Below are 21,891 nucleotides of genomic sequence, written 5' to 3' on the forward strand. Positions count from 1 at the left end.
AAACAATCGTTTCTACTAAATACATGAGAAGTAGAATTTAATGGAAACTAAGTCAGGCCGTAATTTCTCCATATCTCGTAATTATTATTTTAGGAGGTTCTTACATAACATGTTCAAAAAAGGGTCCATAACGAAAATGGGTGTTCCCGTATTGCTTTTCCTCTTGGCGTTTACGGCGATTACCATTCCTATGGCGGCTCCGAAGATAGCTAATGCCGCTCAAGCGAACCATGTCGTGATTGCGGAAATTTATGGCGGCGGAAGTCAAATCAGTGCGAGTAACACGGCAAGCTACAAATATAATTATGTAAAGCTTTACAACCCTACAAGCAACCCGGTGGATCTTAATGGCTGGTCGTTGCAATATAATATTGCTGCCAGTACGAACGGACAAGCGTGGGAAACGACACCCCTTGCTGGTTCTATTCCTTCTCACGGTTTTTATTTGATTCAGGAAGCGGCCAACGTGTCACCGTTAGCCGGAGCCGATTTGCCAGCGCCCGATGCCACGGGTTCAAGCAAGTTAAGCAACAAGGATGGAAAAGTAGCATTGTTAAAGACGACTTCGGCATTGACGGCGCAAGATCCCGGCACGGATGCGCTTGTCAGCGCTGACGCCAATATTCTTGTCGATTTCGTAGGTTATGGTAATGCGAATGCCTATAGAGGTGCAGCCACTCCACAACCTTCCATCGTTAAAAGTCTGGAACGCAGAGCAGTAGATCCGACTAATCCGAATGGTCCCGGCCTGGATCCCAATAAAGGTAAAGCCGGCGAATTCCTCGGCAACGGATACGATTCCGGCAACAACGGGAATGATTTTGTTATCGTTAGCGGCGGGAACCCTCAAAACTCCCAAAGTCCGATCGAACCGCAAACGAATAATGCAAATTTGAAAAATCTCGTGATCGACAACGGAACGCTCGCACCGGCATTTGCGCCTGATGTGCTTTCCTATAGCGTTCAGGTCCCGTTTCCAACAACTACTATACATTTAACGGCTACTTTAAATGATGAACAAGCCACGATGACGGTCAATGGCGCCGTATACAACAATGGAAGTCCGGCTTCGATCAATCTGAATGGAGATTCTACGCCTATTACGATTATTGTGACTTCACAAGACGGTTCGGCAACGAAGCAGTATTCCGTGACGGTGAACCGGGTTGCTGCTGTAACGAATGACGCTGATTTGACTAATCTAGCGGTCAGTCCCGGGTCCCTCAACCAACCATTCTCATCAGCTAAGACATCTTATAGCATTCATGTTCCGAACAATGTTTCCATGGTAAATGTAATAGCGACTTTATCCGATCCCGTTGCAACGATGACGGTAAATGGAACGACGTCCAATAGCGGTTCAGCCATTCCATTTAACCTGAACCCGGGACCCAATACGATATCTGTCGTCGTTACGGCTCAAGATGGGACAACAACTAAATCGTATTCCGTGATCATTGATCGCTCAACCGTTCCAATCGATACCGCGAACGATAAAGTACTCTTATCCTTCTCGACGGTTGGAGATTCCCGTGGCGATTCCGCCAAGCAAACCCTGAGTGCGCAGGATGCGCATTGGCTGCAAAATACCAAAGCTTTCTCCCGTATCATCCGTGAAGTGCAGGCGGTGAAGCCCAACCTGTTTCTCTTTAATGGAGACATGATTATGGGGTATACCCCTGATTCGAACGTAGACGTCTTGACTCAGCAATACAGCTTTTGGCGTGGACTTGTAGCTAAGTTATATGAATCCGGAACTTATGTTGTACCTGTTCCCGGAAATCATGAAACGCAGGACAAGCGGGGATCGTTAAAAATTGCCACGCAAGCGAATGAAGATACGTGGCGCAGCAACATGGGCGATGTCATCATGGATACGTCCCGTTGGAAAAACATCGTAGGTTCCGACCTGCAAGGATGGGATCCGAACAACTATCCTCATCCAGGCACCGATAATCTGACTACTGATCAACGCCAACTGTCGTTCTCCTTCGATCTGAAGGATTCGCATTTTGCCATCATCAATACGGATCCGGCCGGCAATGATTCGCATGCGCCTATCGAATGGTTGAAGAAAGACTTGGCCGCCGCCAAAGCCCGGGGAATCAATCATATTTTTGTGTTCGGCCATAAGTTTGCCTATCCGTACCAATATGACAGCTCGATGCCGGATGGTATGGACCCTGCGGATCGGGATCGCTTCTGGCAGGTGATTGAAGATTACAATGCCACGTACTTCTGCGGACATGAGCATATTTTCAACGTCAGCCAACCTCAAAGTAAAGCCTATCAGGTGATGGTAGGATCCGGCGGATCTCCCTTCGACGCGAAAGATACGACAAACAGTCCAACGGACCGCACATATGCATGGGCGAACGTCAAAGTGTATGAAAGCGGGCTTGTCCATATTGAATGTGTAGGGTTCGACGAGAATTACGGCCAAACGAAGGTGCTGAAGAGCATTGATTTATACTAGGTCTTACAAGAAGGGGGAACGGAAATCGATGAAATCGAAATCAAAATTTTTCGCGGTATTAAGCACAGCCGTTCTGGCTTCTGCGATCGGAGTTACTTCCTTTGACATCATGCCGACAAATGCATCGGGCAGCGGTAACGTCAATAACGATCAAGTCCTCTTAACCTTCTCAACCGTTGGAGATTCCCGCGGCGATGCGGCCAAACAGAATCTGAACGCACAGGACGCCAACTGGCAGCAGAATACGAAAGCGATAGCGAGAATCGCGAAAGAAGTGCAGGATGCAAAGGAAAACCTCTTGGTATTCAATGGTGATATGATCATGGGGTATTATTCCAATCCTTCCGACAAGCAAGCGGCTGCCGCTTATTTAAGTAAACAATATTCGTTCTGGCGCGGCTTAATGGCTGATTTGTATGAGACGGGCACGTATGTCGTACCCGTTCCCGGCAATCACGAACTGGAGGATAAGCTGCCGAACGGCAAGTTCTCTACGGTGGACAATGAGAACACCTGGCGCTTTAACATGGGCGACGTCATCATGGACACGGATCGCTGGAAGAGCATTATCGGGACGAGCATCACGGGATGGGACCCTAGCAACTATCCGAAAGTCGGTACGGATGGCATCACGACAAGCCAAAATCAATTGTCCTATTCTTTTGATTTGAAAGATTCCCATTTTGCGATCATCAATACCGATCCGGCCGGAAATGACTCGCATGCGCCAACCGCATGGCTAAAAGCAGACCTCGAAGCCGCGAAACAACGCGGTTTGAAACATATGTTCGTGTTTGGCCATAAGTACGCATTCCCGTATATCATAGATCCGAAATCCATTCCAACCGACAGTCTTCATGCAGATCCTGAAAGTCGAGATCTATTCTGGCAAGTGATTGAAGACTATCAAGCGACTTATTTCAGCGGTCACGAACATTCGACGAATTTCAGTCAGCCGAAGGGAAAAGCGTATCAAGTCATCGTTGGCTCCGGCGGCTCCCCTTTTGAAGCCTCCAAACCAACGAATACGCCTTCGGACCGGATGTATACTTGGGCAAACGTAACCGTCTACGCGAGCGGCCGCGTACACATCGATAACCTCGGATTTGATGAAAATTACGGACCGACGCAGGTGATTCAAAGCTTCGATCTGGGACAAACGCTCAATACGCTGTCTTTAAGCGGTATTACGCTGGATCAACCGTTAGCTCCAAATGTATTCAACTATACGGCCAGTGCGGCGAACTCCATTGCATCGACAACCGTCACCGCTAAACCGGTCGATTCCGCAGCGACCGTCTCGCTGAAGTTGAACGGTCAACCCGCATCGAATCCCGTTGCACTTGCCGTTGGCATGAATACAATATCGGCAGATGTGCTTGCGCAGAGCGGGGAGAAAATACAGACCTATACGATTGCCGTCAACCGGGACGGCGCCGGCGGCACAACGCCGACAGCAACACCGACGGCAACACCGACAGCAACACCAACGGCAACACCAAAACCGACAGCAACGCCGACAGCAACACCAACAGCAACGCCTGCACCGACAATGCCGCCTGCTTCGAACAACTTCAAGGATATCGGCGGTTCCTGGGCAGAGGCTTCCATTAAGAAATTAGTGTCGCTTCAAGTTGTGAACGGATATCCGGACGGCTCATTCAAACCGAACAGCAAGATTACGAGAGCAGAATTTGTGGCCATACTGGTTAAAGCTCTCCAATTCGAGTTGGTGAAGGATAAAACGTTCGGCGATACGACAAGCCACTGGGCCAAAGATTTGATCTCTACCGCATATAATCAAGGTATCATTACGGGATACCAAGACAACTCCTTTCATCCGGATGCAAACATCACGCGCGAAGAAATGACGGTTATGATCGTAAAAGCGTTGAAGCTAAAAACGAATGTAAACGAAAAAAAATTCTCGGACGCCAAACAAATTGCTAAATGGGCTCAAGATGCAGTCGCCGCCGCAACGGAAGCAGGCCTTATCAGCGGTTATCCGGATGGGAGGTTTCAGCCAAACGGAAATACTACCCGAGCTGAAGCTGCTGCCGTAATCGTCCGCGCATTAAACCAAAACTGATTTCTAAACGCCGGATGGTTTATTGCGAAAAGAGCCGGGAGCTCCCAAAGTGGGGTTCCCGGCTTGTTTTGTCGTCACTTCACTATAGTTATAGAAAGTAATATTATTGAAGAACTACAGAATGTAATATTTCAACTTTTGATTATTGCCGTGAGAAGAGAGGAGAAGGTGAAACGCTTTGAAAGCGAATCGGATGGAAGCGTTCAGCGATGGCGTGTTGGCGATTATCATTACGATCATGGTGCTGGAATTTAGAGTGCCGGAAGACCATGACTGGCATGCGCTAATCGGACTTGGCCCGAAAATTGTTAGCTACATCTTCAGTTTCGTATACATCGGCATCTACTGGAACAATCATCATCATCTGCTGCACATGGTTCGAACGATGAACGGGCGGTTGATGTGGCTCAACTTGCTGCTTCTCTTCTGGCTATCCCTTGTGCCGTTTACGACAGCTTGGATGGGGGAAAGCCATTTTGCAGCCACTCCAACCGCGCTGTACGGTATTATTCTACTCCTAGCGTCGCTCTCGTACTGGCTGCTTCAGGGTGCGATTATGAACCAGCATTCCGGCGATTCCTCATTCGTCGTGGCGATGGGCAGAGACTGGAAGGGCAAATTATCCCCCTTTCTCTACTTGATCGCGGCCTTGACCGCATATGTGAGTCCTTGGATATCCGGCTTCTTTTTCTTACTCGTTGCCGTGATCTGGTTCGTGCCGGATAAGCGTATCGAGCATGTCTTGAGAGGCCGCTAAGAAATGCTCTTCGATTCCCGCGTGCAGGCGGGCTTCGAAGAGCATTTTTTTGGTTGCCGCAGTCGCCTTGAAGCGAAATTTCGCCGATAGACCCGTTAAGCCGAACAGTACGACCCTAATCCCCTAGAAGACGAACGTCATCAAGCCTAATTGATCTAACCTTTCGTCCCCCCTCCTTCCCCGATCGCAAAATTTTCGCATTTCTCGGAATAATATCCAACCTTTTGCCGGCAGGTACGGCGGAGGGCCGAACGCGGCCCGCCACTTCGTAGATTCCTCCAAAAAGTGTGAATAAGCTTCATTCAGTCCGTTTCGATGCTGGCCTATAATGAACTTGCATCGCACAGAAAGGAGCACTTCGCATGGCATCGAACATCACCGCGCGCGGCAATCCGGGACGGAAAAAAATCGGCAAGGACGGCGTCCTGCTCTTCCTCCTGTCGACGCCCTTCATCGCCTGCATGATCGCGTTCAACTACTTCCCGGTATACGGCTGGGTATATGCGTTCTTCGACTACAAGCCGGGGATTCCGCTCGCCCAAACCCCGTTCGCGGGCTTCGCTCATTTCAAAGCCATGTTCGACGCCCCCGACGATCTGATCAACGCGCTCGTCAACACGCTGGCGATGAACTTCCTCAACATCCTGCTGTCTCCGCTCGCCATCGTCTTCGCGATCATGCTGAACGAGGTTCGCTCGACGAAGTACAAGAAGTTCGTCCAGACGTTCTCGACGCTGCCGAACTTTATCAGCTGGGTGCTGGTGTTCTCGCTGACGTTCGCCTTCTTCTCGACCGAAGGGCTCGTCAATACGCTGCTGGCCAAGCTGGGATCGAGCCACGCCGTCGATCCGATCGGGAACGAGCGCATCACCTGGCTGTTCCAAGCGGGTATCACGGTCTGGAAGACGCTCGGCTGGAGCGCGATCATCTATATCGCCGCGATCGCGGGCATCGACGGCGAGCTGTACGGTGCGGCCAAGGTGGACGGCGCTAACCGCTTCCGGGCGATCTGGCACATTACGGTGCCGGGCGTCTTGCCGACCTTCCTCGTCCTGCTGCTGCTGAGCATCAGCAACATGCTGTCCAGCTCGTTCGACCAGTACTTCGTCTTCTACAATCCGCTCGTCGCGGGCAAGATCGAAGTTCTCGACTACTACGTCTACCGTTCCGGCATTAAGGTCGGCGACTATCCGTTCGCGACGGCCGTCGGCATGTTCAAGACGCTGGTCAGCGTCATCCTGCTCTTCTCGGTGAACTTCGTCTCCAAGAAGATCAGAGGCCAATCGATGATTTGAAGCAAGGAGGGAAGACGATGAACCCGATCCGCCTGGGGAGCCGGACGTTCGATCTGGTGAACTATGTGCTGCTGACGCTGTTCGTCCTGCTCTGCATTTATCCGTTCTACTACGTGTTCATCTACTCCATCAGCGATCCGGCCAAAGTCGTGCAAGGCATCTTCCTGCTGCCGGCCGGCTTCGAGCTCGGCACGTACAAGAGCATTCTGACGCTGCCCTACATCAAGACCGCGTTCCTCGTCTCGACTGCGCGTACCGTCGTCGGCACGCTGCTCACCGTCGTCTGCTGCAGCTTTTTCTCCTACCTGCTGACGAAGGACCGCATGCTCTTCCGCAAACTCGTCTATCGACTGCTGGTCGTGACGCTGTACATCAATGCCGGTCTGATCCCGTGGTACATCACCATGAAGATGCTGCATCTGGACGACAACTTCCTGCTGTACGTGCTGCCTACGGCCGTCTCCGGCTTCAATGTCATCCTGATCAAGACGTACATCGAGCAGCTTCCCGCCGCACTGGAGGAATCGGCTATGATCGACGGAGCGGGCTACCTGACATTGTTCTGGCAGGTCATCTTTCCGCTCTGCAAGCCGATCGTCGCCACGGTGGCGATCTTCGCGTCCGTCGGCCAGTGGAACACCTGGATGGACAATTATTTTCTCGTGCACAGCCCGCATCTGAAGACGCTCCAACTTACGCTCTACGAATTTCTCAGCTCGGCCAACACGTTTACGGGGATGGATGCGGCCAGCATTACCCGCAACGCGCAGAATATCGTCCTCACGCCCGAGAGCATCAAGATGAGCACGACGATGATCGTCACCTTCCCGATCCTGCTCGTCTATCCGTTCATGCAGCGCTACTTCGTCAAAGGCATCATGCTAGGAGCGATCAAAGGCTAGGCAAGTCGGACCCGGATATGCCGTCTCTCGCGGGGATCTGCCCCGAAGGGCTGTATATAGATGCTGTGTATAGATAGAATGATCTCACAGGAGGGTACAAGGGAGCATGAAAAAAACAAAAGCAAGCCGCCCGATGTCCGTCGCCGCCGCGCTTTGTCTCACGGCTGCGCTGACGGCGTGCAGCGGCGGCAATTCGAACTCGGCATCGCCAAGCGGCAGCGCCGCGCCTGGCGGATCTTCCTCGCCCGCCGCGGGCGCGGTGAAGCTGTCGATCAGCTGGGACCAGCAGTTCAACGGCACCCCGGGGGTTCAGAACAACCCGGTCGCCAACGAGATCAAAGCAAAGACCGGCGTCACGATGGACATCATCAGCAGCGATCCGGACAAGATCAAGGTCATGCTCGCCGGGGGAGACCTGCCGGACATTATGATCCTGCCGCCGGACCAGGCGAAGGTCGCGCTGGACGGCAAGCTCGTCATGCCGCTTGACGAGCTGCTGGCGAAGGCGCCGAACATCTCGAAGTTCCAGACCGCGCTCGACGTGATCAACGCCCGCCTGAACAACACGGACGGCCATCATTACTTCCTGCCGATCAACATCGCCCCGAACGCCAAGCCGTTCAGCAACTACGCGCCGTGGATCGGCTGGTATACGCGTTGGGACTACTACAAGGAACAAGGCTATCCGGAGCTGAAGTCGTACGACGACATGATTCCGATGCTCGCCGACGAGCTGAAGAAGCACCCGACGACCGACGAAGGCAAGAAGGTGTACGGCTTGTCCGGTTGGACGGACTGGGGGCTGTGGTCGTACTACGTTCCCTTCGTTTACGCCGAAGGCTGGACGGAGTCGACGAAGAACACGACGACGAAGCCGGACGGCTCCTACGTCTACCGCTACGCCGCCGACGGTCCGTTCTGGAGAGGCGTCGAGTTCTACAATAAGGCGTTCCGCGCGGGCATTCTGGACAAAGAAGCGTTCACGCAGAAGTACAGCGATTACCAAGGGAAAGTGAAGTCCGGCCAACTGCTGACGATCCACATGGGCTGGGAGCTGGACGGCGCCAACGCCTACTTCAAGGCCAAAGGCCAGGACGACAAAGGCTTCGTGGCCCAAGTGGTCGACGGCGCAACATCGCAGGCGTACAGCCTGCAATCGATCGTCGGCCTGAACGACCCGTGGATCGTCATCTCGAAGAACTGCAAGGATCCGGAGCGGGCGATCGCGTTCCTGGATTACCTATACTCGTACGAAGGCTCGGGCCTGCTCTCCAACGGACTGAAAGGTACGCAATGGGACATCGAGAACGGCAAGCCCGAATTCACGGATGCGACAATCAAGGCCAGAACCGAAGACAAAGACTTCGGGGTCAAAACCGGCGTCGGCCTCTACGGCAAACTCCAAGGCTTGGGCGGAAGCACCGTCGATCCGTCGACCGGCGCTTATCTGGACTATGGACTGACGGAGAAGTACTTTAAGACGAAGCTGAATCCGCTCGACAAGGATTACAGCGAGCACTATGGCGGCACGTATCCGGGGGATGCCTGGAACAAGCTGGTCGAACAAGGCAAGGCCAAGAGCCTGAGCCCGGCCTTCATCCCCGCGCTGCCCGCTCTGCAATCCCAAGGAGACGACGATCTCGCGAAGATCGAAGCCAACATCGAGCAGATCCTGATCAAGGAGACGCCGAAGGCCGTCATGGCCAAGGACGACGCGGCGTTCCAGAAGGAAAAGGAGCGCATCCTCGGCCTGGTGAACAAAGCGGGAATGCCGCAAGCCGACGCGTTCTGGAAGAAGTCATTTGAAGACGGCATGGCGAAGTATAAAGAGCTGGTGGGAGACGTCAAGTAATCTCGAATAGCACTGCACGCGAAAGCAAGATACCGGACCTGCCGCCATGGGCAGACCGGCGTCTTGCTCTTCGCGCTTCGCAGGCGACGATCATGCCGGACAGCTGACAGCGCCGAGAGCGCGTTTCCGTTGCATTTCCCATCGGCGGAAGCCGTGATATGCTGAGACGAGTTCCATTCTCTTCGATGCAGGGGGTAATCATGTACAAGGTGTTGATCGTAGAAGATGAGATGCTCGTACGCGTCGGATTGAAGAACTCCATTCCCTGGAGCCAGCACGATATGAAGGTGATCGCAGACGTCTCCAACGGCCGCGAGGCGTTGGCGGTATACGAGAGCGAGAAGCCGGATCTGATCGTGACGGATCTGAAGATGCCCGTCATGGACGGGCTGGAGATGATCTCCGAGATTCGGTCCAAGGATGTCGATACGAAGATTCTGATCCTCTCCTGCATGGAGGAATTCGAATATGCGCGCAAGGCCGCGAGTCTGAAAGTATCCGGCTACATCCTGAAGCTGACGATGACCGTGGAGGAGATGGAGGACGTCCTGGCCTCCGTCGCGGAGGAGCTGCGGAGCCGAAGCTTGGCTCCCGCAACGCCCGTCCCGTTCAACCACCGGCTCAGCCTGAACATGCTGAAGGAGAAGCTGCTCAAGGACTATTTGTTCTATGGCGTCTACTCCGAGGGCGAGCTCAGGACGCTACTGAAGCAGATGGATTCCCCGATCGATGATCCGGGCCGGGTCGCGATGGCGATCATGGAGACGAACGAATATTCCCGGCTGCTGAAGCGGTTCAGCGACGATCGGGGCGAGCTGATCCGGTTCACGGTGCTGAACATCTTGAACGAGATCATGGACAATCACGGCGCGGGCGAGGCCTATCACGACCGAGACCACCGCTATATCCTCCTCTTCTCCTTCGATCCTCGGAACGGAGACGAGGACAATCGCGCGAAGCTTAACGTCGTGTTTGACAACATTCGCAAAGTGATGCTCACGTATTTCGACGTGCCTGTCTTTATTGGGGTCAGCGCCTTCGGGGACGGCTTCCGCCATCTGAAGAAGCGCTATCAGGATTGCGTCGCGCTGATGGAGGGACGCTACTTCTCCGAAGCCTACGTCCAATTCGCGGCCGAATGGAGCCCGCTCGGCGGAGAGCGCAGGTGGAAGCAGCTGACGCTGAAAAGCTGCTCGGCATGGGAAAGCCTGGGCGCGCCCTATGGCGAGGATTTGAGAAGGGAGACGGAGAAGCGGCTGGCGCAGCCGCTGCCGGACGAAGCGAGCTGGAAGCGGCTGTTCGTCGGACTGATGGACTGGAGCCGCGCCTATCTGGGCATTCCCGAGGATCATGCCGCGCTGATGGAGCTGTCCGGCTCGGAGCGCATTCAGGCGAGTCCGGCGGTTCTCGATTCGATTCATGCTTGGGAAGTTTATCTCGAAGAGACGGCCAAACTGAAGGACATGATCAAGTCGGTCAGCAAGGAAGTGGCGGAAGCCGTTCAATATATCCAGAAGCGCTACGACCAGGACATTTCGCTGAAGGAAATCTCGGAATACGTACAGCTTAGCCCGAATTATTTGAGCATGCTGTTCAAGAAGGACATGGGGCGCAATCTGATCGAATATATGACGGACTACCGGATCCAGAAGGCGAAGGAGCTGCTGCGGAGCACGAGTCTCAAAACGTACGAGATCGCGGAGAACGTCGGGGTGCCGGACAGCGCGTACTTCAGCCGGCTATTCAAAAAGGCGACCGGCGTCTCGCCCGTCGAATTCCGCAAAACGAAAGTGCTGGGCGGGAAAGCGGGTTCGCATGAAGATACTTAACATTTTTTCCGACCGCAATTTTAACGTCAAGCTGAAGACGCAGCTGATCGCCTCATTCCTCACGATGACGCTGCTGATCGTTAGCGTGATCTCACTGCTCGTCTACCACAGCGTCATGTCCATTCTGAAGACGCAGTCGAAGGAGATGGTCACCCGCCAGTTCCGTCAGTCGGAATACAACATCCTTAATTTCCGCGATCAATTGGAGAAGATGACGGGCATGCTGGCCATCAACAAAGACGTCCAAAGCTTCATCGGACAGTCGGACGCTCCCGACGAAGCGACGCGGCTGAGCGAAGCCCAAGTCGTCATTAAATCGCTGGACAAAATCCTCAGTACGTATCCTTACGTCGATTCGATCTCGCTGTACAGACGGAACGGAGAAGCGCTGTTCGATTCCGGGTCCGGCAGTTGGTACCGGGAGGACGCGCGCGACGTCAGCCCGTTCTATTCGTCGGCGGTTTACGACCGGATCGTCCGGCAGGGGAACGGCTTTCTGTGGGACGGGCAGATGGATTCGACACAGTTCCGGCTGGCGGACCGGGCGTACCCGGACGAGCGGGCGGTTCCCTATGTGACCGTCGTCCGCAACGTTTACTTGCTCGGACGAGTCAACCAGTCCGCCGTCATCGCCGTCAACGTGAAGCAGTCGGAGTTCGGCTCGATCTTCAACGGCGACAGCGGCGATGTGAAGAACGTCCAATACTTGATCAACGCGGACGGCATCCGCATCTCCCAGTCCGACTCCGGCGAGATCGGCTCGCGGGCCGAGCTGGCCGACCGGATCGATCCCGCCATGACGAACGGGAGCTTCGCGATCCGCAGCGGCGACCAGACGAAGCAGATCACCTATTACCGCATCGGCGGCACGGGCTGGACGCTCATCAGCGAGATGCCGGAGGCGGAATTCATCCGTAATATCCTTGCGCTTCGGCAGCTCATTCTCGTTGCGGGGGCCGTGGGAGGCGTGCTGGCGCTGCTGCTGTCCGCTTACTGGATCTACCGGATCACGAAGCCGTTCAATCATCTCGTTCACGCCATGCGCGAGATGGAGAAGGGCCATCTGGGCGTCATGCTGGACGAGACGCCGAGCACGGAGCTGGGCATCATCGGCAGAAGGTTCAACAAGATGTCGCAGAGCATCGAAGAGCTGATTGAGGAAAATAAAGCGATCGAAAAAGACAAGCGCAAGCTGGAGATGGAGGCGCTCCAGTCTCAGATCAACCCGCATTTTCTGTACAACGCTTTGAATACGATCAAGTGGATCGCGATGGTGCGCAAGGAGCTCAGTATCGTCGACAGCATCACGACGCTCGGCAACATGCTGCGGACGATTTACAAGGACCGCTCGCTGACGGTGCCGCTGCAGACCGAATTGGCGTATATCGAGAACTATTTGAAAATCATGAACGCCCGCTATGGAGAAGGCGTCGAGGTGTCCATCCGAGTCCCGGAAGAGCTGCGCGACTGCCGGATCATCCGCTTCATCCTGCAGCCGATCGTGGAGAACGCCTTCATCCACGGGATGACCTCGAAGAGCTATCAGGGGACGATTAGCATCACCGCCCGCCGGGACGGGGACGACCTCATCGTCGCCATCGCCGACAACGGGACGGGTATTCCGGAGAAGCGTCTCGCGCTGCTTCGAGAGAGCCTGCTCGCGAGCGCGGTCGGCTCTGCGCCGCCGTCCCTCCCTGGAGGCAGCATCGGCCTGGCCAACGTCAACCGCAGAATTCGCATGCAGTACGGCAAGGGGTACGGACTTGCAATCGAGAGCCGCGCGGGCAGCGGCACGGAAGTGAGCGTCCGGGTTCCGGCGATTGCGGCGTCGAAGGAGAAGGAGGGAGCGTCCGGGAACGGCGGCGACTATCGGGAATGAAGTCCGGATCAGACGGGACTTGTACAGCATGAGGGGTTGGGGTTTTTTCATGTTAATTTCATCGTGTTCTCGTAATATCAAGATGACCTACCGGACGAATTCGAGGGCCCGCGATGAGAGCCGGCAGGTAAATCCGGGCAACTTGTTCCTCGTTGTTGAAGGAAGTTCGCCCACAAAAACCAGGAGGATTAACATGAAAAAATCGAAATCGTTCACGCTTCTCGGTGCTGCGGCTGTCCTGGCCGCTATGATTCCGCTGAGCGCATATGCGGCTACTGCTTCTACGCCGGCGAAAACACCGGTTGCACCTGTTGCGGTAAAAACCGAGACGAGTAAGGAGAGCGCGAAAGAAAAGCCTGAAGCGCAAGATCCAAATGAACAAGCGAAGCTTCAACAAGCGGCAGCATTGACAAAAGAGCAGGCGACCGCTGCGGCACTGCAACAGGTTCCAGGGACGGTTAAGTCCGTAGAATTGGAAGACGAGAATGGAACTGCCGTATATGGCGTTCACATCGTGGATGCGAACGGCAAGGGATTTGATGTGAAGGTCGATGCGAAAACGGGTAAAGTTCTAAAGTCCGATGACGATAGCAATGATGGCAACGAAAGCAACGATGGCGACGACAATTAAGGCATAAGCGTTAACGAATCGGATGCACCGGAGTACGGCCCCTTTCTATGAAGTGTAGAAGGGGCCGTTTTGTTTTTTCAGGATAGTTTCATCTAAACCTAGCTATAATTAATAACAAATGTAGAGGGAGATTCGAATATGAATATTTTGCTCGTTGAAGACGATGCGAAGCTGGGGCCCTTAATCGAATATAAGCTTAGAAAAGCATTTCATACAACGGATTGGGTAACGGATGCCGAGACGGCAGTGTCTTATATTTCGCTCGGTCATTATGACGTCTATGTACTCGACTGGATGCTCCCGGATCGAACCGGAGTGGAGTTGTGCGAGCTTCTTCGCAAGCAAAACGACAACACCCCGATTCTGATGATTACGGCGAAAGACGCCGTTGCGGATCGCGTAATCGGCCTCAAACAGGGCGCGGATGATTATTTGATCAAACCGTTTGCCTTCGAAGAGCTTACGGCCCGCATTGAGGCGCTCGGCAGGCGTAAAGATACCAATTGGAGCGGCAACTTGCTGGCCATCGGCGATTTAACCCTTGATCTGAATTCCCACCGAGTAACCAGGCGGGGAGAACCCATTCTCCTGACCCGCAGGGAGTTCCAGCTGCTGGAGTACCTCATGAGGCATCCCGGACAAATTCTGTCCAGAGAACAGATTATGAACGCGGTATGGGGACTCGCCGAAGTGACGCCAAATACCGTGGACGCAACGATCAAATTATTGCGCAAGAAAGTCGACGCTCCTTATTCGGAAAAGCTGGTCCACAGCTACCGGGGCATCGGTTACAGCATCGGTACAAAGGAAAACCGCAATGTTTAAAAAAACAAGAACGAAACTTATCGTGATGTATAGCGGTTTAATCGGGCTTATTCTTTTGATTATGGTCATTTTGTTTTATTTCCTTCTTTCCAATACCATATCGAACGGTGAGGAAAAACAACTGCGTCTTACCTCTGAGATGATTCTGAAGGAATGGAACAACAAAATGCCTCAAACCGTACCTTCGTCTCCGGCAAAAGCGACCTATATCAATTACGTTTTTATACCGCTAAATCAATTTTTCGTTTTGACATCGGAGGATGGGGCCGTTTTGTTTCATTCCTTGCGGGACGAAGCGCTGCTATCCTTCCTAAAACCCGCGTTGGAAGAAAACCTGGCCGCGAGCCAGTATGCGCAATATACAACATTCAAGTTCCAAGGGGACAGAGCGTTTAAATTCTGCAGTATCGAAAATCAGGATCGCACGGTGCTCTATATCGGCATGGAGGTTACCGACAATGTGAAGTTGCTGAGCAACATGAAGTGGGTACTGGGACTGATTGCCGGGTTGCTGCTGCTTGTCTCTATCGGGATGGGCTATTGGTTCTCCAAGAGGGCGATGGTTCCCATTCAACGGGCCTATGCGCGACAGCAAGATTTTGTGTCGGATGCCTCCCATGAACTGCGAACGCCGCTTAGTATTATGCAGGCGTCCGTCGAAGTATTGGAAGAAGAGCAGAACGCGCTCCCCGCGTTTCACCAAAAAGTACTCAAGGACATGAAAGAGGAATTGGGTCGATTGACCCGCATGATCGAAGGACTGTTAACGTTGGCCAGAAGCGACTCCGGGCGGCTCGAGATTGCAAGGGACTATTTTGATTTGGGAGCATTGTTGCAATCCTCTTCGAAGGCGTTCCAAATATTGGGTACGCAGAGGAACATTCAGATCTCCTGTTCGACGGCTCATTCCGGCGGCAGCGGGTTTATGTTCTACGGCGATGAAGAGCGGATGAAGCAGCTGCTGTACATTTTACTCGACAACGCGATCAAATATAATCAACCAGGCGGCGAGATCCAAGTGCGGTTATGGCGTAAAGATCATCATGCCGTCATTCAAGTCTCCGATACGGGAATCGGTATTCCGCAAGAGAACGTCCCGTATATTTTTGACAGGTTCTACCGGATTGACAAGGGCAGATCCCGCTTGCGCGGAGGTGTCGGTCTCGGACTTTCGATAGCGGCATGGATTGTTGAAGCGCATCAGGGTCAAATCAAAGTAACCAGCAAATTAGGCGAGGGGACAACGGTTCAGATCATGCTGCCTTCCATTGAAAAGTGAGATCGAAAAACTGGATCGCATGGGAGGTCGGGCCGTTTCCACGGAATCGTACCGATGACGAGGAGCAGCACGGCTATGATGGAGAAAATTTTAGTCTTCTTTCGTCTGCGGAAAATGACGATCACTCCTTCTCGGGTATCTGGGCCGGGTTCGCTGCGCGGCCGGCTTACGGATGATCTTAGAGCGGGAGCCTTTAATGAACCTTAAATGTCCGCAGCTGCCGCGGAGGCCGGGTTTTTCCACAAAAAAAGATGGAGGTGATCCATATAGCTGGATCCTCCATCTGGGGCTGGTAGAGCGATAGGAATGGCCATCCGGGACGATAGCCGTCCGCCGATTTTGCTTCGCCTTCGGGAAGGCTTTACTACGCGCAATGAAGGTCCCCACAGGGCCAACGAAGCGGTGGAGCGGTATCTGTCAAAAGAGAAGCAGCTTGGCAGGGTTGGACAAGGAATGGATCCGAGAGCCGCGGCGGATTTATTGCTGGGAAGTTGTTTTCAGCATGCATTCCAATTGAACTTTTTAGGCAAACAGGAGTCGCAAGAAGAACGGATGCAATACGCGAACCGACTTTTGGATATGTTACTGCAATAAAAAAGGGCCGCCCTTCCGTCTACTGAGACGGGGGCGGCCCTCCTTTTTATTCCTTCGCGCATTACGCCGGCTGCTCGGCTTCTTCTTCCTCGGCGGTCTCCGCCGATTCCTCGCCTTGCCACAGCAGCTGCATCTCCGCGCTCGTCGCGAGCAGCTCGGACAGCGTGCCTTCGGCTTCGATCCGGCCGTCCTTCAGCACGAGGATGTGGTCGGCCCGCGCCAGCGCCGCCCTGCGGTGGGAGACCGCGATGCAGGTCACGTCGCGCTCGCGGAACAGCCGCTCCCACAGCACCTGCTCCGTCTCGACGTCGAGCGCGCTCGACAGGTCGTCGAAGATCAGCAGGTCGGCCTGCGTCATCAGCATCCGCGCCGTGGCGGCGCGCTGGATCTGGCCGCCGGACAGCATGACGCCGCGGGGGCCGACAGGCGTCTCCAGCCCGTGCTCCAGCATCTCGAGATCCTGCTCCATCACGGCCAGCCGGACGACGCGATCCAGCGCGTCCGGCGTGACCTCTCGTCCTTGCGTGATATTCTCGCGCAGCGAGTCGCTGAACAGCCGCGGCACTTGGGGCGTGTAGGCGGTCTTCGGCGGCTTCAGGTAGACGGCAGGGTCCTCGACCAACCGCCCGTTCCAACGGATGTCGCCGTCCGCCTTCGGCAGGAGGCCGAGGAGCGCGCGCACGAGCGTCGACTTGCCCGCGCCGATCCGACCGGTGACGACGAGGAACTTGCCGCGCTCCAGCCGGAAGCCGATGTCCCGGATGCCATTCTCCGAGTTCGGATACGTGTAGGCGAGGTTCTCGACCTCCAAGCGCTGGAGCCGATCGTCCTCGCTCGTCGCCGGCTCTTCGGCAGCCGGAGGTTCGCCGTACAGATGAATCTCGCTGTGCTCGGCGATACGGTCTTCCTCGCCGGGGCGGAACAAGATCCGCATCCGGTCGAGGGCGATCCGCAGCCGCTTGTGCTGGAAGACCATATAGCCGAACAGAGAGACGCTGAACGAGAACGTGCTCAGATAGGAAGTGAAGAGCGCGATATCGCCGACGGTGAAGCGCCCGGCCTTCATCTCCGCGGCGCACATCAGGAGGATGACGCCGGTGCAGATGCTGAGTACGTGCTGATTCAGCGACTTCATCCACTGCTTGAACAGATTGTCCCGCAGAGCGGCCTGACGGCGGCTCTCGTTCAGCCGGTGGAACCGGTTCAGCACGTGATCCTCCGCCTTCCCGAGCTTCACGGCCTGAACGGCGCCGAACGTCTCCGCGATGAAGCCGGTGATCCGTCCGGTCGCTTCCCGGTTGAGCTTGGCGTACCTCCTCGCGCGGTTGCCGGACAGGTTGTTGAACAGCGTGACGACGACGAGCGGGAGGATGGCCACGACCGTGATCTTCCAATTGATGTTGGCCATGATCACGATACAGGTGCAGGCGTAGATCACGCGGCCCCAGAAGTCGACCCAGGATTCCACGTATTCGACGACTTCGTCCACGTCTTCGCGGAAGCGGGTCATCGCTTCCCCCGGCGAGGCGGGCAGATTGCGTCCGGGCCAGCGCATGATCCCGGCCAGCATATTGCGGCGCAGGACGGCTTGGAGGTGGTAGATGTACGTCACCCATTTGAAGAAGGCGACAAAAAACATGCCGACCCGGGAGAACCGGACGAGCGCCACGACGATCAGCGGCAGCGCCAGCCACATGTAATCGTGCGAGCCGCTCGTGGACCGGTCGAAGAACCACTTCATGCCGAGCCCGATGCCGACGGGCATCGCGTGGAAGCACCCCCACAGCAGGCCGTTGATCAGATATAAAGAGGGATTGTAACGGAACAATCGCCCCATGAATCGCGTTACCGTCATGCCAATTCCTCCTGTCGGTTCGTTCGCAGCAGCTGGGCGTATTCCGACGATGCGTCCTGGGCCAGCGCGGTCCGGTCCCCGAATTCCACGATGCGCCCCTGGCGCAGCACCATGATCTTGTCGACCTGGTCGAGCGTGGAGAGCCGGTGGGCGATCACGATGCCCGTAGACTGCTCCAGCAGCTGGTCCACGGCCGTCTGCAGCGCGGCCTCCGTCGCGGCGTCAAGCCGCGAGGACGGTTCGTCGAGGATGACGAGACTCGGCTGGGTCAGGAACACGCGCGTCAGCGCGAACAGCTGCGCCTCGCCCGCGGAGAGCGATGCGCCTCCGGCAGACAGCCGGGCGTCCAGCCCGGCCGGCATCGCCTCGATCCATGGCCGCAGTCCGAGTCGGCCGGTCGTCTCGAGAATCTCCTCATCCGAGAGATGCGGATTGAACAGCGTGAGGTTGTCGCGGAGCGTGCCGTCGAACAGCTGTACGTCCTGCGTGACCATGCCGACCCTCCGGTACAGCGCCTCGAGGCGCATGGAGCGGATATCCTTGCCGCCGACCCGGATGACGCCGCTGTCCAGGTTGTAGAGCCGGAGCAGCAGCCGGCTGATGCTGGACTTGCCGCTGCCGGTGCGTCCGATGAGGCCGAGGCGCTCGCCCGGCTTCAGCTCGAAGCTGATGTCGTGCAGGATGCGCTGATCCTCGTTGTAGCTGAAGTTCACCCGTTCGAAGGAGACGGACAGCGGGCCGTCCGGCAGCTCGTCTTCGTCGCCGTCCGCGATCTCGCTGCGGAGCGAGAGCAGCTCCTGGGAGCGGCGCATGCCGGACTTCGCCTTCTGGAACTCCTGCAGTTGATCGCCGAGCTGTTCGATCGGGTCGTTCAGCATCTGCGTGTACTGGAAGAAGAGAAACAGCGTGCCGAGCGTAATCTCCTCCTTCAGATACAGGCGGACGCTGATCATCAGGACGACGGTGACGGCGATCGTGAACATCACGACGGTGATGTTCCACGGCATGACCCGGAGCATCCAGGCCCTGCGGCCGGCGAGGAACACCGCCCGCATCGCCCGGTGGTAGCGGTTCATGAGGCGTGGGACGCCGCCGTTGGCCTGCACGTCCTCGATGCCGGCGATCCGCTCCTCGATCAGGCTGAAGAGGGCGGCATTCGCTTGGCGCTCCGACTGGGAGGCTTTCACGCCCATGTCGCGAATCGCGAACATGACGCCGACGGACAGGCAGGTGAACGCCGTCATGGTGAGCGCGATCGGCCAGTTGTAGGTGTACATATAACCGAGAATGCCGGCGAGCAGGGCGAAGCTGCCCACGATCTTTGCGATGAACAAGGCGAAGAAGTTGGACATATGGGTGACGTCGCCGTCGATCCGTTCGATCATCTCGCCGGGCGTCTTCACATTGTGGAACCGCATATCCAGGCGGAGGACATGCTTCAGCAGGTTGGCCCGGATCCGGTTGGTCGCGCGCCAGGAGACGTCGTTCCCCAGGTAGTCGACCGATACGGTGAACAGTTGATTGAGCACGGCGACGACCAGGTACATGCCCGCCAGTCCGAGCAGGCTGGAGACGGTTCCCGACCCCGTCGCCGCGTCGATGAACCGCTGGACGATCTGCGGATTCACGAGCTGCAGCCCCGTCATGACGAGCAGCATGAGCATCAGGAGGAGCATGCGCCACTTGACTGGACGGAGGTATTGAAGTAGCCAGGACATGGAAACATTGGGTTGGTGCGGTGGATGCGGCATCGCGGAGGAACCCCTTTCTGTATTCTAGCAATCGTGTCGCATGAACGCTTGGGACCGTGACTGCACAGACGGGGAGCTGGAGGAGAAGACAAAAAAACTCCAGGCGCAACCGCCTGGAGCGAGGTATGCAGAAGAAGGATCAACGCATACGCACGGCAGGGTCAGCCGATGGGTCCAAACCTATGAAGTTGGATGGGGATGGGATCATTGGGTTTGCCACGTCGGCGACCTCCTTTGTTGGATCATTGGAATGGAAACGCGAACTCGAATAGGGAAACTATATCACGGGCTTGCGAACAGCGTCAACCAGAAACTGGTTGCGCTTATATTTGTCATACAGCATTAATAAGTTTCACGCCTCGTCAGGGAAGACGGCGCAACCGTTTTTACTTGTTGTCCTTTTCGTTCCCGCGCTTGAGGTTGCCGGTAATCTTCGCCATGATCAATTGGGCCTCTTTATGTTCCTTGCCGGCGATCCGGCTCAGGAATTTCTCGCTTTCCTTGCCCGACAGAATCTTGACCTGCTTGCCGTGCCAAGTGATGAAGACTTTGTTGTCCTTGTTGGCCGTATAGTCGAATACCTCTTCGTCGAGGCGATTGCGTTTGTCGATGTTGCCGATAGGATCACCTTTTCTTAAGAAAGTCGTACTTCCTCTATCGCTAGTGCCGGTTCAGCCAACCGAGCAGATCCGCGCCAAAAGTCTCCCGTCCCTCATCTTCAAAAGGACGATGCCGCACCGCCTCGTATTCGAACTTTTGTCTGTTCGCGATGCCGACGGTATCAAAGAACGCCTGCAGCTGGGCGGGCGGCGTAATCGCGTCGTCCAGTCCGTATTGCAGCAGCAGGGGGACCTGTATGGCGTGGGCCTGGCTCCTGATCCGCTTGATCGCCCGCATAAGTCCAAGACCCAGGCCCGGCGTTACCGCGTTGTGCCGCCAAGGATCCGAGACCAGCCGCGCTCGGATCTCGGGAATACACGTCAATGCATCCGCGCTCCCCTGTTTGCGAACGGTCAGATCGGGCTTTATCTGCGCCATGCATGCGATCAGGCATTTCTCCCAAAAAGTAGCTTCATACGAGAGGGCGGGCGCGATCAGCATGAGCCCCGAGAGCTCGCGACCGTGGTACAGCGCATAATCCGCGCAGACGACGCCGCCAAGGCTATGTCCGGCCAAGTAGAGGGGCAGCTCTGCGATCTCGGAAGCGACCATCGTCCTGAACGCATGCAGATCGCCTCGATATTCTTCCCAATCGCGGATAAAACCCCTGCTCCCCGAGCTTCTGCCGTGTCCTCTCAAGTCGAAGGCGTAGACGTGATAGCCGCCCTCCGTCAACATGCCCCACAGGTTCTGCAAGCCTCCGCTGTGGTCGCCAAGCCCATGAACGGCGATGACCGCTCCTCTGGCAGGCGCACCTGACGCCGGGATTTTTCTGTAGAACAGCTCGATTCCTTGATGTCCCTGGAACATCCCTTCTGCGGCTTCCAACCCGAATCCCCCTTTGCCGGTAACCGATCCTTCTGGCGACGGTCCCGTCACTTATCGAACGCATCATAGCAAGCGATACTCCCAAATCACTCACCGGATGCGCAAGGGGCAGGGGATGAATGGATATCCGCGGATGCGCCGGCCGGAAAAACGAATTATCTCGCCCGACTGCTCATAACAATCCCGATGGCGACGCCAACCCCGATCCCTAACGCCAGGTTGTGAATCAAGAGGCCGAACACCACGCCTAGCGCGATTCCTACACCGAGAGCCGAAGCTTTCTTATTTGTTCGCATGATCGACACCTCCAGGCTGTTAGTAAGGATTACGGAAGAGATGTCCATTGGTTGCGATGAATCACGATCCTATATATCCGAAATAACCGCAAT

At 55.5% G+C, this 21,891-nt stretch carries 17 protein-coding genes; 13 read left to right on the forward strand and 4 right to left on the reverse strand.

The genetic code is table 11. The features are described 5' to 3' along the window. Nucleotides 1-109: 109 nt before the first annotated feature. The 12 genes from H7C19_RS05875 to H7C19_RS05930 all read left to right on the forward strand — a co-directional run bounded on the left by H7C19_RS05875 (nt 110) and on the right by H7C19_RS05930 (nt 16,408). Nucleotides 110-2,476: a cadherin-like beta sandwich domain-containing protein gene (locus tag H7C19_RS05875; protein WP_185141655.1), complete on the forward strand. Its 2,367-nt coding sequence runs from the start codon at nt 110-112 to the stop codon at nt 2,474-2,476. 28 nt (nt 2,477-2,504) lie between these two features. Next, nucleotides 2,505-4,565: an S-layer homology domain-containing protein gene (locus tag H7C19_RS05880; RefSeq protein WP_185141656.1), complete on the forward strand. Its 2,061-nt coding sequence runs from the start codon at nt 2,505-2,507 to the stop codon at nt 4,563-4,565. A 178-nt stretch (nt 4,566-4,743) separates the two neighbouring features. After that, nucleotides 4,744-5,322 (forward strand): TMEM175 family protein, encoded by a 579-nt coding sequence (locus H7C19_RS05885; RefSeq protein ID WP_185141657.1) that lies wholly within the window; start codon nt 4,744-4,746, stop codon nt 5,320-5,322. Nucleotides 5,323-5,684: 362 nt separating this feature from the next. Beyond that, a complete protein-coding gene (locus tag H7C19_RS05890; protein ID WP_185141658.1) occupies nt 5,685-6,617 on the forward strand; it encodes an ABC transporter permease subunit in 933 nt (310 codons plus the stop codon). Between the two features lie 17 nt (nt 6,618-6,634). Continuing rightward, a complete protein-coding gene (locus H7C19_RS05895) occupies nt 6,635-7,519 on the forward strand; it encodes a carbohydrate ABC transporter permease (RefSeq protein ID WP_185141659.1) in 885 nt (294 codons plus the stop codon). 106 nt (nt 7,520-7,625) lie between these two features. Beyond that, entirely contained in the window at nt 7,626-9,371 is a 1,746-nt protein-coding gene (locus H7C19_RS05900; protein WP_185141660.1) for a type 2 periplasmic-binding domain-containing protein, read from the forward strand. A 200-nt stretch (nt 9,372-9,571) separates the two neighbouring features. Continuing rightward, nucleotides 9,572-11,200, forward strand: a complete 1,629-nt coding sequence (locus H7C19_RS05905) for a response regulator transcription factor (protein WP_185141661.1) — start codon at nt 9,572-9,574, stop codon at nt 11,198-11,200. After that, nucleotides 11,187-13,079, forward strand: coding sequence for a cache domain-containing sensor histidine kinase (locus tag H7C19_RS05910; protein ID WP_185141662.1), 1,893 nt, complete (start codon nt 11,187-11,189; stop codon nt 13,077-13,079). Before H7C19_RS05905 ends, H7C19_RS05910 begins: the two co-directional genes overlap by 14 nt. A gap of 193 nt (nt 13,080-13,272) precedes the next feature. Further along, nucleotides 13,273-13,710 carry a PepSY domain-containing protein gene (locus H7C19_RS05915; RefSeq protein WP_185141663.1) on the forward strand — a complete coding sequence of 146 codons (438 nt, stop codon included), beginning with the start codon at nt 13,273-13,275 and terminating at the stop codon, nt 13,708-13,710. Between the two features lie 138 nt (nt 13,711-13,848). Continuing rightward, entirely contained in the window at nt 13,849-14,535 is a 687-nt protein-coding gene (locus H7C19_RS05920; RefSeq protein ID WP_185141664.1) for a response regulator transcription factor, read from the forward strand. Further along, entirely contained in the window at nt 14,528-15,814 is a 1,287-nt protein-coding gene (locus tag H7C19_RS05925) for a sensor histidine kinase (RefSeq protein ID WP_185141665.1), read from the forward strand. Before H7C19_RS05920 ends, H7C19_RS05925 begins: the two co-directional genes overlap by 8 nt. A 306-nt stretch (nt 15,815-16,120) precedes the next feature. Next, nucleotides 16,121-16,408 carry a TetR/AcrR family transcriptional regulator C-terminal domain-containing protein gene (locus H7C19_RS05930; RefSeq protein ID WP_185141666.1) on the forward strand — a complete coding sequence of 96 codons (288 nt, stop codon included), beginning with the start codon at nt 16,121-16,123 and terminating at the stop codon, nt 16,406-16,408. Nucleotides 16,409-16,469: 61 nt separating this feature from the next. On the opposite strand, the gene H7C19_RS05935 is transcribed toward H7C19_RS05930, so the two are convergent. Both H7C19_RS05935 and H7C19_RS05940 read right to left on the reverse strand, forming a co-directional pair. Then, a complete protein-coding gene (locus H7C19_RS05935; RefSeq protein WP_185141667.1) occupies nt 16,470-18,263 on the reverse strand; it encodes an ABC transporter ATP-binding protein in 1,794 nt (597 codons plus the stop codon). Further along, the gene (locus tag H7C19_RS05940; protein ID WP_246469322.1) at nt 18,260-19,981 is read right to left on the reverse strand and encodes an ABC transporter ATP-binding protein; all 1,722 of its coding nucleotides are present in this window, start codon (nt 19,979-19,981) and stop codon (nt 18,260-18,262) included. The genes H7C19_RS05935 and H7C19_RS05940 overlap by 4 nt, the downstream gene beginning before the upstream one ends. A 362-nt stretch (nt 19,982-20,343) precedes the next feature. Between H7C19_RS05940 and H7C19_RS35410 the strand changes: the two genes are divergently transcribed. After that, entirely contained in the window at nt 20,344-20,652 is a 309-nt protein-coding gene (locus H7C19_RS35410; RefSeq protein WP_185141669.1) for a hypothetical protein, read from the forward strand. A 22-nt stretch (nt 20,653-20,674) separates the two neighbouring features. Here the strand turns inward: H7C19_RS35410 and H7C19_RS05950 are convergent, their stop codons facing one another. Both H7C19_RS05950 and H7C19_RS05955 read right to left on the reverse strand, forming a co-directional pair. Then, nucleotides 20,675-21,502 (reverse strand): alpha/beta hydrolase, encoded by an 828-nt coding sequence (locus H7C19_RS05950; protein ID WP_185141670.1) that lies wholly within the window; start codon nt 21,500-21,502, stop codon nt 20,675-20,677. 155 nt (nt 21,503-21,657) lie between these two features. Next, complete coding sequence (locus tag H7C19_RS05955; RefSeq protein ID WP_185141671.1) at nt 21,658-21,798, reverse strand: glycine zipper domain-containing protein; 141 nt, start codon at nt 21,796-21,798, stop codon at nt 21,658-21,660. Between the last annotated feature and the right edge of the window lie 93 nt (nt 21,799-21,891).

It is taken from the genome of Cohnella nanjingensis (genome assembly GCF_014212125.1).
Lineage (GTDB): Bacteria > Bacillota > Bacilli > Paenibacillales > Paenibacillaceae > Cohnella > Cohnella nanjingensis.

What these genes read in the sequence shown, in the direction of transcription:
- H7C19_RS05875 (WP_185141655.1), top strand. Translation starts at nt 110, where the DNA reads ATGTTCAAAAAAGGGTCCATAACGAAAATGGGTGTTCCCGTATTGCTT.
- H7C19_RS05880 (WP_185141656.1), top strand. Translation starts at nt 2,505, where the DNA reads ATGAAATCGAAATCAAAATTTTTCGCGGTATTAAGCACAGCCGTTCTG.
- H7C19_RS05890 (WP_185141658.1), top strand. Translation starts at nt 5,685, where the DNA reads ATGGCATCGAACATCACCGCGCGCGGCAATCCGGGACGGAAAAAAATC.
- H7C19_RS05895 (WP_185141659.1), top strand. Translation starts at nt 6,635, where the DNA reads ATGAACCCGATCCGCCTGGGGAGCCGGACGTTCGATCTGGTGAACTAT.
- H7C19_RS05900 (WP_185141660.1), top strand. Translation starts at nt 7,626, where the DNA reads ATGAAAAAAACAAAAGCAAGCCGCCCGATGTCCGTCGCCGCCGCGCTT.
- H7C19_RS05905 (WP_185141661.1), top strand. Translation starts at nt 9,572, where the DNA reads ATGTACAAGGTGTTGATCGTAGAAGATGAGATGCTCGTACGCGTCGGA.
- H7C19_RS05910 (WP_185141662.1), top strand. Translation starts at nt 11,187, where the DNA reads ATGAAGATACTTAACATTTTTTCCGACCGCAATTTTAACGTCAAGCTG.
- H7C19_RS05915 (WP_185141663.1), top strand. Translation starts at nt 13,273, where the DNA reads ATGAAAAAATCGAAATCGTTCACGCTTCTCGGTGCTGCGGCTGTCCTG.
- H7C19_RS05920 (WP_185141664.1), top strand. Translation starts at nt 13,849, where the DNA reads ATGAATATTTTGCTCGTTGAAGACGATGCGAAGCTGGGGCCCTTAATC.
- H7C19_RS05925 (WP_185141665.1), top strand. Translation starts at nt 14,528, where the DNA reads ATGTTTAAAAAAACAAGAACGAAACTTATCGTGATGTATAGCGGTTTA.
- H7C19_RS05930 (WP_185141666.1), top strand. Translation starts at nt 16,121, where the DNA reads ATGGCCATCCGGGACGATAGCCGTCCGCCGATTTTGCTTCGCCTTCGG.
- H7C19_RS05935 (WP_185141667.1), bottom strand. Translation starts at nt 18,263, where the DNA reads ATGACGGTAACGCGATTCATGGGGCGATTGTTCCGTTACAATCCCTCT.
- H7C19_RS05940 (WP_246469322.1), bottom strand. Translation starts at nt 19,981, where the DNA reads ATGTCCTGGCTACTTCAATACCTCCGTCCAGTCAAGTGGCGCATGCTC.
- H7C19_RS05955 (WP_185141671.1), bottom strand. Translation starts at nt 21,798, where the DNA reads ATGCGAACAAATAAGAAAGCTTCGGCTCTCGGTGTAGGAATCGCGCTA.